The sequence below is a fragment of the Acidobacteriota bacterium genome (genome assembly GCA_030774055.1).
In the GTDB taxonomy this organism is placed as follows: Bacteria; Acidobacteriota; Terriglobia; order Terriglobales; family Acidobacteriaceae; genus JACPNR01.
The window spans coordinates 29,447-47,437 of record JALYLW010000080.1 but is presented as its reverse complement, the minus strand read 5'-3'; the positions used below and the strand labels follow the sequence as shown (position 1 = coordinate 47,437).

Here is a 17,991-nt window from a genome sequence, read left to right as displayed (position 1 = left end):
GTCAGAGCCGTTCTTGCAGGACTGCCTTAGTGAGGTTTCGCGGGCGATCCACGTCATGGCCCAACTGCGTCGCGACGTGGTAGGCGAAGAGCTGCAATGGAACGATCTCCAGCAGCGGCAGCAGATATTCGGAAGTAGAGGGCACGGGAATCATCACGTCGGCGGCTCTCGCAACCGCATCATCGCCCTCGATCCCGATAGCGATCACCGCCCGAGCGCGTCCCTTTAGCGACTGCAGGTTCGACAGGGTGTGCTCGTAGCGGACCTCCGACTGCTTGTCGCGGCGATCCCGAGTGGCGAGCAGGAAGACTGCCGTTTCGAGGTCGACGGTGGCGAGTGGACCGTGCCAAACCTCCCCGCCCGCGTAGGCCTGAGCGCACCGGTAGGTGGTCTCCTTGAACTTCAGGGCAGCATCGAACGCCACGCCGCGATGGATGCCGCGTCCGGCGAAGATGAACTTCTCCGACGACATCAGTACGCCAGCAAGCTCCCGACATAGGCCATCGCTCGTCAGCGCCGTCTCCAGCTTCGCCGGGATCTCCAGCAGCGCGTCGAGGTGAGTCTTGTACTGGCTGGCGGTCAGCCGTTTCCGCGTCTTGCCTGCCGCGAGCGCCAGCAGATACAAAGCAGCAAGTTGCGCGGTGAACGCCTTGGTCGAGGGCACGGAGCGCTCCGGACCGCACTTGGTGTGCAGCCGGAAATCGGCTTCATACATCATGGTTGCGTCGTTGACGTTGGAGATCGCGAGCACGCGCGCGCCGGCGCGGCGCGCGGTCCGGAGCGCGCTCACCGTATCTGCCGTTTCCCCCGACTGCGAGATCACGATCACCAGCGTCTCCGGGCCGGGCAAGGAGGAGCCGTGCTGAAGTTCGCTGGAATACTCGACTTCGGTCGGGATGTGGGCCAGCCCTTCGATCATGAACTTGGCCACCACACCGGCGTGACGGCTGGTGCCGGTACCGGCGATCAGGATCCGCCCGATCCGCGCGAGTTCGGGCTCAAGCTGGACGAGGGCATCGCGAATGCCGGCATCTTGCGCGGTCGCGCGGACGCCGGCCGGCTGTTCGTAGATCTCGGCGAGCATGTGCGTGGGCGGTGGGCTATTCACGAGACCCTCGGAGTGGGACTTAAACAGTGACATGCCTCTTCGCGTCCTGGAACCAGAGTGCCGCCGAACCGGCGATGCCGGCGTCCACACCGTACTTTGCCGGCATGATCGGGATCTCGGCCGCCCGTTGATTGATGCTCCACCGCGCACTCCCTGTCCGTAACCGTTCGAACATGGGTTGCAGGCGCATGCCAACGCCTCCGCCCAGGATGATGGTGTCTGGTTCGAACAAGTCGATCATGTTGCCGAGCCAGACCATCAACAACTCGAGCGTGGCGTCGATCACTGCTGCGCTGCACGCATCGCCGGCTGCCCAAGCGTCGAACACGGCTTCCGTCGTGATGCCGGCGATGTCACCGCCAGCCATCTGGATCAACGTCGCGGCGCCCTTCGGATCCTTCCGCGCCAGCTCGCGCGCACGCTCCGCGATGGCCGGACCTGCCGCCATTCCCTCCAGGCAGCCTCGTTTGCCGCAGGCACAACGCACGGGCGCGTTGATGTCGATGGTCATGTGACCGCCTTCGGGGGCCGCGCCCGTCCGGCCGTGGTACAGGTGACCGTTGTGGATAAGAGCGGTGCCGATGCCGGTGCCGATGGTGATGTACAACACATGCGGTTCGCCGGCCCCGGCGCCCCAAAGCGCTTCGGCCAGTCCGGCCGCGTTGGCGTCGTTATCGAGGCGGACGGGAATACCGCACACCGAACTGACGGCGGCGAGCAGCGGGAAATCACGCCAGCAAGGAAGGTTGGGGCTGTGCAACACCAGCCCGCGCGCAGGATCGAGCGGCCCCGGAGAAGCGACCCCCGCGCCGAAGACCTCACGGCCGCGAGCGTCAGGGTACACGCCGGCTATCGCCCGTTCCACCGAGCGCATCGCCTCGGCGGCGGTGCCGTTGGCATTCATGGGGGCACGCGAACTCGAAACGATCTCGCCCGCGGCATTGACTAACCCGGCCGCGACCTTGGTGCCGCCAATATCGATACCGAGCACGAGCTTCTCGCCCACTCGGTCCCCATTCTGCATGCCTGCCTCGGCCTTCACTGGCAGGGCTGTTGACCCTGCCACTTGACAGCTGTTAAAACGATTTAATAAAACCAGAGGGCTTTAGTCAAGCTGGTTGACTCACCCGCCGTAACCAATGGGGAGGACGCACCATGAGACTTGGGCACGTGGTGGCTCTTTTTCTAGTGGCAACCTCGCTGGCAGCCGGCGCGGCTGGCCCCAACCCCGGAACGCGGCGCATCGAGCGAATCGACCTCGCCCGCGGCTGGCGCCTGGAAAGCTCGGCCAAGATCAAGCGGACCGGCGCCGAGATCTCGCGCGTGGGATTCCCGGCCACCGGCTGGCACGGTGCGACGGTGCCCACCACGATCGTAGCCGCCCTGGTTGCCGACCGTACCTTCCCTGATCCTTATTTCGGGATGAACATGCGCTCGCTGCCCGGGGTCACCTATCCCATCGGCAATAATTTTTCCCTGTTGCCGATGTCACCTGACAGTCCCTTTGCCGTCTCCTGGTGGTATCGGACAGAGTTCACCGCCCCGGCGGATTTCGCCGGGCAGCAGACCTTGCTGCATCTGGACGGCATAAGTTTCCGCGCCAATGTCTGGCTGAACGGCAAGCAGATCGCCACTTCCGAGGACATCGCGGGAACGTGGCGGCTGTTCGAGATCGATACCAGGTCAGCCCTGCGTCGCGGGCGAAACGCGCTCGCCATCGAGGTCGTCGCTCCTACCCCACACGATCTGGCAATGACCTTCGTCGACTGGAACCCGATGCCGCCGGACAAGAATATGGGACTCTGGCGGCCGGTGTATCTCACGGCCGGCGGTCCGGTGAGCCTGCGGCATCCCTTCGTGGAGACCGAGGTCGAGCTGCCATCGCGCGCAAGCGCCCGCCTTACCGTGCGCGCCGAACTCACCAATCACAGCGACAAGCCGGTGCGGGGCACCCTGCGCGGGACGATCGGGACGATCGGTGCCATCCATTTCGCGCAGCCGGTGGAGCTTGCCGCTGGCGAGACGAGAGATGTGGCGGTATCGCCCGATGCTGTGCCCCAACTCACGATGAAGGACCCAAAACTGTGGTGGCCGGCACAGATGGGGAAGCCGGTGCTGCATACGTTGCGCCTCGCATTCGAGACCGGCGGCCGCGTCTCCGACGCGGGCGAGATCCACTTTGGCATCCGCCAGGTCACCAGCGAAATGGATGCTGACAAGAAGACCCTGCTGTTCAGGATCAACGGCAAACCGATCCTCATCCGCGGCGGGGGCTGGGCGCCGGACGCGATGGTGCGCGAGGATCCCCGCAAACTCGAACAGAAAGTGCGGCTGGCGCAGCACATGGGCCTGAATACGATCCGGCTCGAAGGGACGCTGGAGACGGAAGACTTCTTCCAGCTGACCGATCGTATCGGAATGCTGGTGATGGCCGGGTGGTGCTGCTGTCACCATTTCGAGGAATGGGAAAAGTGGGACGATCAAGATCGCCGCATAGCGGAGCGTTCCCAGCACGACCAGATCCTGCGCCTGCGGGCGCATCCCAGCGTCTTCGTCTGGCTGAACTCGAGCGACATGCCGGCGAAAGTGCCGGCGGTGGAAGAGATGTACATCCGCGTGTTGAAGCAGGTGCACTGGCCGAACCCTTACGTCTCATCCGCGTCGGCCACTCCTTCCCCGTTCAGCGGACCTTCGGGCGTGAAGATGAACGGCCCCTACGACTTCGTACCGCCGGTCTACTGGCTCGACGATCCCGGCAAGTACGGTGGGGCGTGGAGCTTTGCCACCGAGATCAGCCCCGGCGGCGCACCCCCGGAGATCGAAAGCGTGCGCGCCATGCTGCCGAAGGACCACTTGTGGCCGGTCGATGATTGGTGGAACTTCCACGCGGGTGGCGGCGAATTCAAGAACATGAACCTGTTCATCAACGCGATGAACGCGCGCTACGGCCCGTCGGACGATGCGGAAGAGTTCACCACCAAGAGTCAGATGATGGCGTACGAGGGCTTGCGCTCGATGTACGAGGCCTATAGCCGCAACAAATACAAAGCGACCGGCGTGATCCAGTGGATGATGACCAACGCCTGGCCCTCGATGATCTGGCATCAATACGACTACTACCTGCGTCCCGGTGGCGGCTATTACGGCACCAAGAAAGCGTGTGAGCCGCTGCACGCGATGTACTCCTACAACGACGGCTCGGTCTGGCTGATCAGCAGCCGCTACGACGACGCCCCGGCGCTGAAGGTCACCGCTACTATCTACGACCTCGACATGAAGCAGCGTTGGCAGCAGCAAGCGACCCTCGATGCGCCCGCCGATTCCACCCAGAAAGTGCTCACCGTCCCCGCCGTCGGTGAACTCACCGGACTCAGCAGCACCTACTTCTTGGTGCTCAACGTCGACGAGCCGACCGGCAAGCACGCCAGCTCGAACCTCTATTGGCTGTCGACCGCGCCGGAGAAGGTCGCGTGGGAGAAATCCACGTGGTGGTATTCGCCCACCAGTTCTTTCGCCGACTTCACCGCCCTGAACAAGTTGCCGAAGGCGCGGGTCAGCTACCGCACCGCTTCCGATTTGCAAGCCGGCAAAATGCGTACCCGCGTCACCGTGAAGAACGATAGTCCGGCGATCGCATTCTTTGTGCGGCTGAAGGTCAACCAGGGCGCGAACGGCGCGGAGGTGCTGCCTTCCTACTGGGACGACAACTATTTCTCGCTGCTGCCGGGAGAAGAGCGCGAGATCACATCTACCTACGACGCGGCGGCGCTCGGCAAGGCGAAGCCGCATGTCACCGTGACCGGTTGGAACGTGGAGGCGCGCTAGGTGGCAACGCCTCCTTCTACGCCCGCCGAAGCGCCCCGTCTGCGGCGAACGCTCGGGCTTTGGGACCTGATCCTCTACGGCATCATCGTGATCCAACCGGTCGCGCCGATGTCTGTATTCGGTGTGCTTTCTGATCGCGGACGCGGCCACGCCGCTACCGCCATCCTGCTGGCGATGGTCGCGATGCTGTTCACCGCGATCAGCTACGGACGCATGGCGCGCGCCTATCCCAGCGCCGGCTCGGCCTTCACTTACGTTGGCCAGGAGATCCATCCCGTCGGCGGCTTCGTCACCGGGTGGAGCATGGCGATGGACTACATGCTCAACCCAATGATCTGCATCATCTGGTGCAGCAAGGCGGCGATGAACTTTGCGCCGGCGGTGCCCTATTGGGCGTGGGCCATCTTCTTCTTCGCACTGTTCACTTTGCTGAACCTCAGAGGCGTGCGCGCCTCGGCACGGACTAATAACGTGCTCGCCGCGTTCATGGGGATCGTGCTGGCGATATTCTTCATCGTCGCCGCACGCTACCTGCTGCATCAGCCGGCAGGCTCGGTGGGCTCGCTCACGCGGCCCTTCTACGACCCGGAGACGTTCAATCTCAAGCTGGTGCTCAGCGGAACGTCGATCGCGGTGCTGACCTACATCGGCTTTGACGGCATCTCCACGCTGTCGGAAGAGGCGAAGAACCCGCGTCGCGACATCTTGCTGGCCACCGTGTTTACCTGTGTCGCTATCGGAGTGCTCTCGCTCGTGCAGGTCTACCTGGCGGAGCTGATCTGGCCGGCGAAGCAAGGCTATCCCGACGTGGATACCGCCTTCGTGCACGTGGCCAAGCGCGCCGGCGGCCCACTGCTATTCGCGCTCATCAACTTCACGCTGTTGGCCGCCAACATCGGTTCCGGCATGGGCGCGCACCTCGGCGCGGCGCGGCTCCTCTACGGGATGGGGCGCAGCAACGCATTACCGAAGCGCTTCTTCGGAGCTGTGGATCCGAAGCGCCACATCCCCCGGAACAACGTGATCTTCGTCGGTGTGGTCGCGTTGGTGGGAGCGTTCCTCATCACTTATGGACTCGGCGCCGAGATGCTGAACTTCGGCGCGCTCATCGCCTTCATGGGCGTGAACCTGGCCGCCTTCATGCGCTACTACCTGCGCGAGAAGACGCACACCGTGGGCAATTTTCTTCCCCCGTTGTTGGGCTTTGCCGTGTGCTTTCTGTTGTGGATCAACTTGAGCTGGCCGGCGAAGCTGTGGGGCAGCGTCTGGCTCGTCGCCGGTCTGATCTTCGCCGCGATCAAGACCCGCGGATTCCGCGGCGAACTGCTGAACTTTGATATTCCGGCGGAGGAACCGCGTGCTTCCGCGTGACCAGAGAGGAAGATATGATGCTTGCTCGATCGTCTTCCCTACCCAGGAGAGCAAACGTGCGGACGTCATCGCGTAGCGGGCGCAACGTAACCATCCGTGATGTAGCCAAGGAGAGCAAAGTGTCGGCCACCACCGTGTCGATCGTGCTGAACGACAGCCCGCTGGCGCGCTACATCCCGGCAGTCACCAAGACGCGCATCCACAAGGTCGCGAAGAAACTGGGTTACCGGCCGAACTTATTCGCGCGTTCCCTGCGCAGCAACCGCAGCAATACCGTCGGCCTGATGGTGTTTGACATCACCGACCCGTACTGCACGCTCATCCTGCGCGGGGTGCAGAGCGCGCTCTATTCGGCCTCGTACACGCCCATCCTTTCGGACGTGCAAAACGAGCGCGCCCGCTTCGAGCGTTACTTGGAGATGCTGCTCGCGCGCCGCATCGAAGGCCTCATCGTGCTGGCCAACTGGCTTTTCATGGACATCACGCTGCTCGCCGATCTGGAAAACGATAAGGTCCCCTGCGTCGTCATCGGACGCGAGCTCGACCACGGCGCGGTCAGTTCCGTGATCGTCGACAACGAACTGGGTGGCTTCCTGGCGCTCGAGCACCTCTATGCCCTCGGGCACCGCAAGGTAGCGTTCATCCGTGGGCCGAAGGCGCTCGGGGATAGCTCGGCGCGCTGGCGAGGAGCGCGCAAGTTCGCGCAGCTGCGTGGGCTCGACATCAATCCCAAACTCACCTTCGAGCTCCCCGACTCGCGCGATCCCTGGTCGGGATTCGAGGCGGCATACAAGCTCACGCTTGACCTGACCAAGCACAAGCGCTGGTTCTCAGCCGTGATGGCATTCGATGATATGTCGGCGCTCGGAGTGATGCGGGCCTTGGCGCACGCCGGTATCTCCGTGCCGAGCGAATGTTCGGTGATCGGCTTCGACGACATCGCGCCCGCCGCGCTCTGCACCCCGCCGCTGACCACGATCCGGCAGCCGATGGAAGTGATGGGGGCACTGGCTGTCGGCATCATGCTCGAGAACCTGCAAGCCATCCCACGCGAGTTCGCCGCAGTACACCGCAAAGTCGCACCTGAACTGGTGGTGCGAGAGTCAACCGCACCGCTCGGCCCGCGATCGGAGGAAGTATGAAGAAACGTCTGCTAGGTTCCGCAATGATGTTCATGATCACGGCCGGTGCGGCATGCGCCCAGATGTCGACGCCGCAAACTACGCCGCCGCAACCGGCCCCCCATGCCGCGTCCGGACCCAGCGTGCAGGAGCGCCTGGGATATCCCGCCAACTCCAGGCTACTCATCATTCATGCCGACGACTTTGGCATGTCCCACTCGGTGAATCGTGCCACCTTCGAGGCGCTCGAGAACGGCTGGGTGACGTCGGCTTCCATCATGGTTCCCTGCCCGTGGTTCCCCGAAGTAGTGCAGTGGGCAAAGAGACATCCCGACGCCGACCTCGGCATCCACATGGTGCTCAATAGCGAGTGGACGCCGTATCGCTGGGGCCCGCTCTCGCCCACCAGCACCGTGCCCACGCTGCTCGACCAGCACGGATACTTCCCGCTGCTCGAGAGCGATGTGCCGCCCAAGGCTGACCTCGCGCAAGTGGAGGTGGAGATCCGCGCGCAGATCGAGAAGGCCCGCGCCGAGGGGATCAAGCTCTCGCACCTCGATACTCACATGACCACGCTCACCCGGTCGCCGGCCCTGTTCGAGGTCTATCGCAGGGTGGGGCGGGCTTATGGCCTGCCGATCCTGCTGGAGCGTGGCGAGGGAACCTACCGCCAGGCGGGACAGCCATTGCCTCCCGAGGCGTTGATCGACAAGGTCGTCAGCATGGATGTAGGAGTTCCCCTCAAGCGCGACGCATGGCTTGACGCCAGCAAGAGGATGTTGCAGCCGCTCGGCCCTGGCGTCTACGAGTTCATCGTCCACCCCGGCTACGACGATCCGGAGATGCAGGGCGCGACCTTCGATCACCCGAACTGGGGCGCGACCTGGAGACAGCTTGACCTGGAGACGGTGAAGAGCAAGGAATTCCGCGATTTTCTTCGGGACGAAAAATTCATCATCGTGCGCTGGCGCGATCTAGCGCGGGCTCTGCCGAATGCACAGCCGGCGGCGGCGACGGGCGGACACTGAGGATCAAACGGGAGGTAGTCGTGACGGTCAGTCATCGGTTATTTGCGGGCGGCGCACTGCTCTTGCTCTCGTTGCTGCCTCTGGCAGCAAGCGCGCAAAAAATCCCAGCGCAGCACCAGCCGCACCAGAAGACACTGCTTGCAGTCTTCGCGCACCCGGATGACGAGACCATCGTCTCGCCGGTCCTGGCGGCGTACGCCAGACAAGGAGTGAAGGTATACCTGGTGGTCGCGACCGACGGACGCATGGGCATAATGCCGCACGCCGGCATTCCCGCCGGCGATCAGTTGGCCAAAGTCCGCGCCGGTGAGGTGCAGTGCGCGGCGAAAGAGCTTGGCATCGAGCCCCCCATCCTTATCGGCTTACCCGATGCCGGTCTTGCCGCCATCAAGCCCGCAGTGGCGTATCCCGGAGAGCCGCTCGACAAGCTCGCCAAGGAACTGCGCCGCATCGTGGACGAACTCGATCCACAGGTCATCATCTCCTGGGGGCCGGAGGGCGCTTATGGACATCCTGACCACCGGCTCGTCGGCGACGTCGTGATGCAACTGTTCCTGGAGGGTGGCATGCGGATGAAGGGCCGCCACTTCTACTGGATCGGGTTTCCTCCCGAGCGCGTTGCGAGTGCGCCGCTTTGGTACGGCTTCAAGATGTACGGCACCGACCCCGCGCTCCTGACGGCGAAGGTCGCGTTCACGCCTCAGGACCTCGCGACCGCGCGCAAAGATATCGGCTGCCATAAATCCCAAGCCACCACCGCGATGATGAACGAGAGTTTCAACACCCTTTCGCAATTATGGAAGGGCGGAGTGCAGTTCTATGAATGGCGCGGCGGGAACAAGAACAGCGGGAAGACGAACGGCGTGAAGAAGACGAGCGACCTTTTCTACTGAGCTACGGAGCTACTTGACCGGAGCCACCGGAGCTACCGCCGGTCGCGCCCGAAATAGCAACGCACCCACCGCGGTGACTACCAGCCCCGCGAGGCTCTCTCGTGGGCGGCCCGCGGCCAGCAGCACGAGCAACAAGACTACGAACGCGGTGAATCCGGCGGCCGCGTAAGGCTGCGCAAACCCTTTCACTAGCTCGCCGCGCCGGTGCAGACCGAAGACCGTGGTGACCGTGAGTCCCAGGAAGAGCACGGCGGTGAAGATGAAGTAGGCGATGATCTGCTCGAAATTCCCCGCCAGGATCAGCACCGACGCCAACGCGGCTTGCAGCGCGATGGCTCGGGCCGGCGTCCCAAAGCGCGGCGACACCTCGGCGATCTGCGGTACGAATCCACCCTCTTTCGCCATCGCGAAATACACGCGCGGCACCGCCATCATGAAGGCGGCCAGGCTGCTCACGATGGAGAGCGCCACGATCGCGGCCAGCAATTTGCCGCCTCGTACTCCGAAAAGCTTCGTGCCCATTTGCGCCACGAATGCCTGCCCATCTCCCACCGCGCCGATTGGGACCAGGTAGATGAACACCGCGCTGATGGCGATGTAGATCGTGAGCACGAGCAGCACGCCCCCGAGCAGAGCTTTGGGAAGCGTCTTGCCGGGGTCGCGCACCTCGCCGGCGACGCGGCTCACCTCCCACCATCCGCCGAAAGAGAAAAACGCGCCGATGAGCGCGCCGGCGAGGGCGCCGGCAAGCGGGGCGCCACCCGCGCGCTGGGCGATGAAGGGCAGGAAATTGTTGATGTCCCCCGCGTGCGTCACGAACGCCCACAACGGAAGCAAGAGGAGTATGGCGATCTTCACCCAGGTGACGGCGTTGAGCAACGCCGCGCTCACGCGCGTACCGATCACGTTGAGACCGGCGATGGCGAGCACGGTGCCGATCGCAACCATCTTCTGCGCGAAGGCAGACAGCGGCGTCAGGTAAGCCAGGTAACTGGCGAGTCCCATAGCCAGCGCGGCGCAGAGGCCGGGATCCATCACCGCCAGGCACATCCAGCCATAGAGAAAGCCGACGCGGGCGCCATACGCGCGCTTCAGGTAGACGAAACTGCCACCGGTCTCGGGATATCGGCAGGCCAGCACCGAGTAAGAGAGCGCGCCGCACAGCGTCATCACGCCCATCACCAGCCACACCATCAACAGCCAGAAGGGCGAGGCCAGCGCCTTGGCCATGCCCGCAGGAGTGAGAAAGATGCCGACGGCGATCGTCTGGCCCGCGATGATGGCCGTGGCCGACGCGAGTCCGAGCTCGCGTTTCAACCCTGAAGCTTCCACACCCTGGGTTGGTGTCGCTGCCGTCAGAACGACAACCTTGCTCCGAGCTGGAAGGCGCGAGGCCCACCGGAACCGAGCACTCCGCCCGCCGTCGTGACTGGCCGCCCGAATGAAGGCCCCAGAACATTATTGAACCCGGAATAATTCTGGTTCGACACGCCCAGGATGTTCGTCACGTTGAACAGGTTGAAGACCTCGGCGATCCCCTCGATGGAGACACGCTCCCGCACTTTGAAGGTCTTCGCCAGGCGCATGTCGAAGGAATGGAAGCTGTCGTTGAACTTGGCGTCGGAGCTCACCAGCGGAAGCTGGTCGCCCGGTGCCCTGCCCGCGTTGGCGATGGTGATGGCCGCATTCAGTTCTGCTGCCGAATGGAAGACCGTGCCGCCCGCGTTGCGCCTGAATTCCGGCACGCGGCCGCTCGCATCGGGTAGCAGGATATCCATCGGCACTCCGGAAGCCATCGTCCAGATGGGAGACAGCCGGAACCCGTAAGGCAGCTCAGCCGTGCCGGAGAAGACGAAGCGGTGGCGTTGATCGTTCGGCGTCGGACCGTATTCGCGACGCAGGTTGTTCGGTTCGATGGGGCCATTCCCAAACGGGATCTGGTCATCGTTTTCGTAATTGAAAGCCTTGGAGAAGGTGTAGGAGGCACGGAACTGGTAGCGATGCGAGAGCTGCTTCCGAACGCTGAGCAGCAGCGCGTCGTAGTGCGTGTTCACGCTGGATTCGAGGTTCTTGACCACGTCGGGACCGCCAACCACCGGATTGAAGACTGTGCCGATCGGTCTGCCGATGATGAAATGCGTTCCCAGGTTGTGGATGAAGTCCGCCTGCGCGACAAAATAGGCGCCCAGGGCTTTCTCGAAGCCGAGATTGAACTGCTGCACCGCCGGACTCTGCATGCGGTTGTCGATGATGTTGATCCCCGCTGCGCCCGCGCCCGGCAAGGGAAAGCCGGTGAATGGATCCGCAGTCGTCGGCGCGCCGGGCGCGAAGGTTCCGTCAGGGTTGAGGAAGAACACGTTCCCGGCGCGAACCACGATGGGCAAAGCACGCCCGTCAAGCCCACGCTCGAGCGAGCTGATCTCCAGTGTGATGCGGTCGTAGTAGATCCCGTAGCCACCATGGATGCTGAAACGCGCGTCTTTCGTCGACCAGTTGAAGCCGATGCGAGGACCCCAGTTGTTCGTGTCTTTGCCGCGAGTGCCGTGCAGGAAGGGCAGGATGATCGGATTCAGCTCGTTCACCCGGCTGATGTTCTTCACGTCGGTATCGAGCTCGTAACGCAAGCCGAGGTTCAGGGTGAGCTGCGGATGGATCCGCCAGTCATCCTGCACGAAGAACGCCATGAAGTTGTTGTCGGCGTCGGGCAGCAGCAACGGACGGTCGGGGAAAGCGCTGCGCAGCGTGACCGCGAACAGCAGATCAAGGTCGTTGATCACGCCATCACCGTTACGGTCCTGCGACGCAAAATCCTCCACCAGCTCGATGCGACCGCTCTGGAAGACGCGCAGGTCGAAGGCGGCGTCGACGCGCTGAACCTCGGCGCCGAAGCGCAAGCTATGCCGGCCCACGGTCCATGCGAGGGAGTCGGAGAATTGCAAACGGTTTTGCCACGTCGCCTGCGGCACGCGGAACGAAGCGCCATCCTGCACACTCGGAAACGTGAGCTGCGGTCCGGGCGTGACCGGGTCGGTGTGGTTCACGAAGTTGTTCACGCTGAAGCTGGCGCGGTTCAGCAATGAGGTGGTGATCACGCGAGTCCAATTCGCGGCGAACGCCTGGTAGTCGTTGCGCCCGTCCTGTCGCTCCGAGGCCGATCCGATGGTGCGGACCAGGCTGCTGGCATCCACGGCATCCACGCGCTCGAGCGAGTAGCGAAAGCTCAGATTGTCTTGATCGCTGACCTGCCAATCGGCGCGCGGCGTGAACATCAGGTCCGTGACCGGCGCGTCGGCAAAAACGCGGTCGATGGTGTTCGTCGCCAGGTTGCGCTCGCCGACCAATAGCACACCATCTTGCTTGCGATATTCGAACCCCGCGAACCACCAGGCGCGGTCGCGCACGATAGGCCCGCCCAGCGTGCCTGAATACTGCTGCCGGCTGAACGATGGGTCTTGACCGAGGGTGCGATCAAGGGTCGCCGGCAAGCCTTGCAGCACCGCATCTCGCTCATAAATGGAGGCGGAGCCGTGCAGTTGGTTGCTGCCCGATTTTGTCACCACGTTGATCACCGACGATCCTGAGCGCCCCAGCTCCGCCGAGAAACGGTTGGTCGCCATCTGGAATTCGCGGACCGCATCCTGGGGAACGTTATGCAGAGCACCGCCGACAACGTCGTCGTTATTGTCGGCTCCATCCACCGTCACATTGCCGCCCCGGCCGAGCTGGCCCGCCGAGGATATCTGCACCGTGTTCGTCTTCGTGGGGTCGAAATTCGGTGCCGGCGAGTTACCCGGGATCAAGAGCGCGAGTTCGAGGTAATTCCTGCCATTCAAGGGAAGGTTTTCGATGGCGTTGCTGTCCACCACCGCGTCCACCACGGAGCTGGTCGTATCCAGCGCCACGGCCGCGCTGGTGACTTCCACCTGCGCCGTAGCAGGACCGACGCGCAGCGCCACGTCCCAAGTGATGCGCTGACCCACCTCGACCGTCAGTTTGTTGGCCCGCGGCGAAAAGTCGGGCGCCTTTACCGAGATCTCGTACTCTCCCGGCGGCAGGCCGGCGAGCGCATAGAACCCTTCCCCGTTGCTTTTCGTGCTGCGGATCGAATTTGTGGCGGTGTTCTTCGCCACGATGGAGGCATTCGCCACCACCGCGCCGGTGGGATCTTTCACCACGCCACTCACGGCCGCGGAGTTTGACTCTTGCGCCCAAACCAGGCATGAAGACATCAGCAACAACAGGAAGCAGACGACTCCACGCAAACGGCACATGTGCTCGCTCCAAAGTTGGGCACGAAAACGGGCCCAGGCTGGTGTGGGATGAAGACGCGCAGCAGTATAAGGCCATTTGCTATATTGCTACCCTATGCCGGACGTGAGAAAACCCGCTGACCTGAAGATTCCCGTCGTCGAAGACGAAAAAGCCACGGGATTGGTGGCTGAGGTCTACCAGGAATGGAAGCAGCGGACGGGCCGCTCCGCCATGCCCGGAATACTGAAATGCTTCAGTGCCCGGCCAGACTTCCTGCGGCAGGTCATCGCTTTCTCAGACAACGTCCATTTTTCTGAAGGCCATCTCTCCCGCCGTCACAAAGAGATGATCGCCACCTATGTTTCCGCCTTGAACCATTGTCCGTATTGAATCGACAGCCACGCTCACTTCCTGCGTGAACAGGGAGCCCAGGATAAAGTCGTGCAGGCGCTGGCCGAGGGCAAGCTCGATACCAACGGGTTGACCGCCGCCGAAGCCGCGCTGCTCGCCTATGTAAGGAAGGTCACGGAGGCGGCATACAAGACTACTGCCGCCGACGTCGATGACTTGCGGCAGCATGGTTGGTCGGACGAGCAGATCGCGGAAGGCGTCTACATCACCGCCATGTTCGCTTTCTTTAACCGCGTGGCGGATGCATTCGGCATTCCCTCGATGGGATATCTCTAAGGACTACTGCAGGGAGCAACGCCCATGTTCATGTTCCGCCATCTACGGTGGTTGCCGCTTCTGCTTCTGGCAATGATCTCCCAGGCCGGCGCACAATTCGCGCACACCGGCCACCAGAAGATCGTCGACGCCGCCGGCAAGCCGCTCTTTATTCGTGCCACGAATCTGGGCAATTGGCTGGTGCCGGAAGGCTACATGTGGCGGCTCGAAGGCGGCCCGCAATCTCCGAGTGAGATCCACGCCTTGGTATTGGAGCTGCTTGGACCCGAAGGCTCGGCCTCATTCTGGCAGCGCTACCGCGAGAACTACATCACGCGGGAGGACATCGCGTTCCTGCATCGCGCCGGCTTCAACGCCATCCGCGTTCCTTTGCACTACAACCTTTTTGAGAGCGACGACGCGGAAGGATTCAAGCTCCTCGACCGCTTGGTCGCCTGGAGCCGCGCCGAAGGTTTATACGTGATCCTCGATCTGCATGCCGCGCCCGGCGGACAAACCGGCGCGAACATCGATGACAGCGCGGGATATCCCTGGCTGTACCAGAGTCCGCAAGCGCAACAGCATCTCATCGCCGTCTGGCGACGGTTGGCGAAGCACTATCGCAACGAACCCGCCGTGCTCGGTTATGACCTCTTGAATGAGCCCATCCCGACTTTTCCCAAGCTCAGAGCCTTGGACGCTTTCCTCGAGCCGCTCTACAAGCGGTTGTCCCGCGCGATCCGCGAGGTTGATCCGCGCCATATCCTCTTCCTCGGTGGCGCGCAGTGGGACAGTGACTTCTCCGTCTTCGGCAAACCCTTCGACGCGAACGTCGTATATACGTTCCACAAATACTGGACGGCGCCGGATGCAAGCGTCATCCGGCCATACCTCGACTTCCGCGAGCGCTACGATGTGCCGATCTGGATGGGCGAGTCCGGCGAGAATACGGATGAGTGGATCGCGCAATTCGAGAAAACGCTTTCAAAAAATAACATCGGATGGGCTTTCTGGCCTTACAAAAAGCTGGAAAAGTCGTCAGCCATCGTCAGCATCTTCCCCCCAGCCGATTGGGGCAAGATCGTGGAGTTCGCCAAACTTCCGCGCGGCACGGCACACGTGGAAGCTCGGTTGAAGGCCCGGCCTGATCAGGAAACCATCACCCGTACCTTCGCCGAGCTGCTGGAAAATGTCCGGCTGCAAAAGTGTCGCGTCAATGAGGGCTATCTGAAAGCGCTCGGGATGAAGGCTGATATGGCGCCCGCTCCTCCCGCGACAGACCGCCCTCACTAGCCCGCATGGAGAAGCCGACGAACCAGGGTCAAAGGCCGAATTGTATGTCTTCCTGGATCGAAGCTGCGCCATAAGCGAACGTCTGGTTTGTCCTGCAAGCCATCGTCGGGCGCTGCTGCAACACGCCGGTAGCGTCTTGGAGGGTCCCCGCCAACTTGATGCGGCAGCACTCTAATGGCCTGCTGCCAGAGTTCGTCAGCGACCGTGATGAAGCCGCGGCTGGGCGCGGATGACCCACCGACATTGTGGATGATTATGTCAACGTAACCAGCGTGTCGTGTGCTCGTCGCACTCGCACCCTTACATCGTTGTCCTGCCCAGTTGCTGCCGTGCAATGCCGGCTATCTTGTCGGGTTCGAATCCGAACTTCCTCTGCAACTCCTTCAACGGCGCGGAAGCCCCGAACGTGTGCATCCCTACCACCTGACCGGAGCTGCCGACGTAGCGCTCCCAGCCAAAGGTGGAGGCTTGCTCGATGGCGACGCGCGCCTTCACTGCAGGGGGCAACACGGCGTCGCGATATTCCCGCGGCTGTTGCTCAAAGATCTCCCACGACGCCATCGAGACCACGCGCGAGCGGATGCCTTCAGCCAGCAACTGTTCATGTGCTTCGACGGCGAGGCTGACCTCACTGCCGGAGGCGATGAGGATGACGTCGGGAGTAGCCCCGGGAGCGGCGCCGGGAGCATCCGCCAACACGTATGCTCCACGCGCTACGCCAGACGCCGGCGCATACTTGCTGCGATCGAGCGTGGGCAGCGGCTGGCGGGATAGCGCCAGCGCCACCGGCTGATGGCGCAGTTGCACGGCATAGCGGTAGGCCTCGACCACTTCGTTGGCATCGCCGGGCCGCAAGACGATCAGCCCGGGCATGGCACGCAGCGAAGCAAGCTGTTCGACCGGCTGGTGCGTGGGGCCGTCTTCACCGTCGCCCATGGCATCGTGCGTGAAAACAAAGAGGCTCGGCAGCTCCATGATGGCGGAGAGCCGGATCGCCGGCCGCGCATAGTCGCTGAAGATGAAGAAGGTCGCGCCGAAGGGCCGCAGCTTCGACAACGACAGTCCGTTCACGATCGCGGCCATGGCATGCTCACGAATACCGAAGTGCAAGGTCTTGCCACCGGGGTTCTCGGCCTCGAGGTCGCTGGCGCCGGAAAACGTGAACAAGGTCTTGGTCGAGGGCCCCAGGTCGGCGCTTCCGCCGAGGAACCATGGGATGTTCTGCGCCAGAACGTTCAGGACTTTGCCCGAGGCATCGCGCCCGGCGATGCCCTTCGCGTCCGCCGGAAAGATGGGAAGGTTGCGGTCCCAACCGGCGGGAAGCTCGCGGCGCTGCATCAAGTCGATCTGCTGAGCGAGTTCCGGATAGCTGGTTCGATATGCCGCGAACAGAGCCTTCCAGTCCGCACGCAGAGTTGCGCCGCGTTTGCCGATCCCGTCGGCAAAATGCTCATACACTCCCTCGGGCACAAGGAATTTCGCATCCTCGGGCCATCCGTAGCTGCGTTTGGTGAGGCGGACCTCGTCCTCACCGAGAGGTTCGCCATGCGCCGCGGCGGTGTCCTGCCGGTTCGGTGACCCATAGCCGATGTGGCTATCGACGACGATGAACGTGGGGCGTCCCTTCGTCTGCTTGAATGTATCGAGGGCGTGTTCGATGCGCTCCGTGTCATTCGCATCGCCGACGCGGAGAACATTCCAGCCATAGGCGAGGAACCGGGTCACCACGTCTTCGGTGAAGGTGAGGGACGTGCTGCCTTCGATGGTGATGTGATTGTTGTCGTAGATCCAGCAGAGATGGTCGAGGCCAAGATGGCCAGCGAGGGACGCGGCCTCCGAAGCGACGCCCTCCATGAGGCAGCCGTCGCCGCAAATCGCATAGATCCTGTAGTCGAAGATCTCGAAGCCGGGGCGGTTGTAGTGACTGGCCAGCCACTTCTCCGCGATCGCCATGCCGACACTGGTGGCGACGCCCTGTCCCAGGGGACCCGTCGTCGTCTCCACGCCCGACACCCAGCGGTATTCGGGATGGCCTGGCGCTTTGCTACCGAGCTGACGAAAGTGGCGAATATCGTCGAGCGTGACGGAAGGTTTTCCCAGGGTCTCATACTCGGCATTCACGGCCTGCGTCTTGGTGAGGTGGAGCACGGACCACAGCAACATGGAAGCGTGGCCATTGGAGAGGACGAAGCGGTCCCGATCCGGCCAGATCGGATCCTGCGGATCGAAACGCAGCACGCGATTCCAGATGGTATAGACGAGCGGCGCCAGCGCCATCGGTGTGCCGGGATGTCCAGACTTCGCCTGCTGGACTGCGTCGATGGAAAGCGTGCGAATGGTGTTGATGGAGAGTTGATCGAGGTCTGTGCCGGCGAAGCGAGTCGCAAGCGGCGTGTTGGTCATAAGAATATCTCCCTACCTTCGAACCGGCTCCA

General features: G+C 62.8%; 13 protein-coding genes. 8 read left to right on the top strand and 5 right to left on the bottom strand.

Features of this window, described 5'->3' with window-relative positions; genetic code table 11:
* Position 1: 1 nt before the first annotated feature.
* Positions 2-1,108: an SIS domain-containing protein gene (locus M3P27_06535; GenBank protein MDP9267969.1), complete on the bottom strand. Its 1,107-nt coding sequence runs from the start codon at positions 1,106-1,108 to the stop codon at positions 2-4.
* Between the two features lie 19 nt (positions 1,109-1,127).
* Positions 1,128-2,114 (bottom strand): ROK family protein, encoded by a 987-nt coding sequence (locus M3P27_06530; GenBank protein ID MDP9267968.1) that lies wholly within the window; start codon positions 2,112-2,114, stop codon positions 1,128-1,130.
* Positions 2,115-2,263: 149 nt separating this feature from the next.
* Here M3P27_06530 and M3P27_06525 point away from each other — a divergent pair, with 149 nt between their 5' ends.
* Genes M3P27_06525 through M3P27_06505 form a run of 5 tightly spaced genes read left to right on the top strand, consistent with a single transcriptional unit; the run spans position 2,264 to position 9,346 of the window.
* On the top strand, positions 2,264-4,933 hold the full coding sequence (locus M3P27_06525; GenBank protein ID MDP9267967.1) for a beta galactosidase jelly roll domain-containing protein: 2,670 nt from the start codon (positions 2,264-2,266) through the stop codon (positions 4,931-4,933).
* Positions 4,934-6,304 carry an APC family permease gene (locus M3P27_06520; protein MDP9267966.1) on the top strand — a complete coding sequence of 457 codons (1,371 nt, stop codon included), beginning with the start codon at positions 4,934-4,936 and terminating at the stop codon, positions 6,302-6,304.
* 56 nt (positions 6,305-6,360) lie between these two features.
* Positions 6,361-7,446 (top strand): LacI family transcriptional regulator, encoded by a 1,086-nt coding sequence (locus tag M3P27_06515; protein ID MDP9267965.1) that lies wholly within the window; start codon positions 6,361-6,363, stop codon positions 7,444-7,446.
* The gene (locus tag M3P27_06510) at positions 7,443-8,453 is read left to right on the top strand and encodes a polysaccharide deacetylase family protein (protein MDP9267964.1); all 1,011 of its coding nucleotides are present in this window, start codon (positions 7,443-7,445) and stop codon (positions 8,451-8,453) included. The genes M3P27_06515 and M3P27_06510 overlap by 4 nt, the downstream gene beginning before the upstream one ends.
* Positions 8,454-8,473: 20 nt before the next feature.
* A complete protein-coding gene (locus tag M3P27_06505; GenBank protein ID MDP9267963.1) occupies positions 8,474-9,346 on the top strand; it encodes a PIG-L family deacetylase in 873 nt (290 codons plus the stop codon).
* Between the two features lie 9 nt (positions 9,347-9,355).
* On the opposite strand, the gene M3P27_06500 is transcribed toward M3P27_06505, so the two are convergent.
* Complete coding sequence (locus tag M3P27_06500; GenBank protein MDP9267962.1) at positions 9,356-10,663, bottom strand: amino acid permease; 1,308 nt, start codon at positions 10,661-10,663, stop codon at positions 9,356-9,358.
* A gap of 38 nt (positions 10,664-10,701) precedes the next feature.
* Positions 10,702-13,617 (bottom strand): TonB-dependent receptor, encoded by a 2,916-nt coding sequence (locus tag M3P27_06495; GenBank protein ID MDP9267961.1) that lies wholly within the window; start codon positions 13,615-13,617, stop codon positions 10,702-10,704.
* A 94-nt stretch (positions 13,618-13,711) separates the two neighbouring features.
* Here M3P27_06495 and M3P27_06490 point away from each other — a divergent pair, with 94 nt between their 5' ends.
* The 3 genes from M3P27_06490 (at position 13,712) to M3P27_06480 (ending at position 15,556) form a co-directional block, all read left to right on the top strand.
* Entirely contained in the window at positions 13,712-13,987 is a 276-nt protein-coding gene (locus M3P27_06490; GenBank protein ID MDP9267960.1) for a carboxymuconolactone decarboxylase family protein, read from the top strand.
* Between the two features lie 51 nt (positions 13,988-14,038).
* Positions 14,039-14,284: a hypothetical protein gene (locus M3P27_06485; GenBank protein ID MDP9267959.1), complete on the top strand. Its 246-nt coding sequence runs from the start codon at positions 14,039-14,041 to the stop codon at positions 14,282-14,284.
* Between the two features lie 72 nt (positions 14,285-14,356).
* Positions 14,357-15,556 carry a glycoside hydrolase family 5 protein gene (locus M3P27_06480; protein ID MDP9267958.1) on the top strand — a complete coding sequence of 400 codons (1,200 nt, stop codon included), beginning with the start codon at positions 14,357-14,359 and terminating at the stop codon, positions 15,554-15,556.
* Between the two features lie 300 nt (positions 15,557-15,856).
* On the opposite strand, the gene tkt is transcribed toward M3P27_06480, so the two are convergent.
* Positions 15,857-17,959, bottom strand: coding sequence for a transketolase (tkt, locus tag M3P27_06475; protein MDP9267957.1), 2,103 nt, complete (start codon positions 17,957-17,959; stop codon positions 15,857-15,859).
* Between the last annotated feature and the right edge of the window lie 32 nt (positions 17,960-17,991).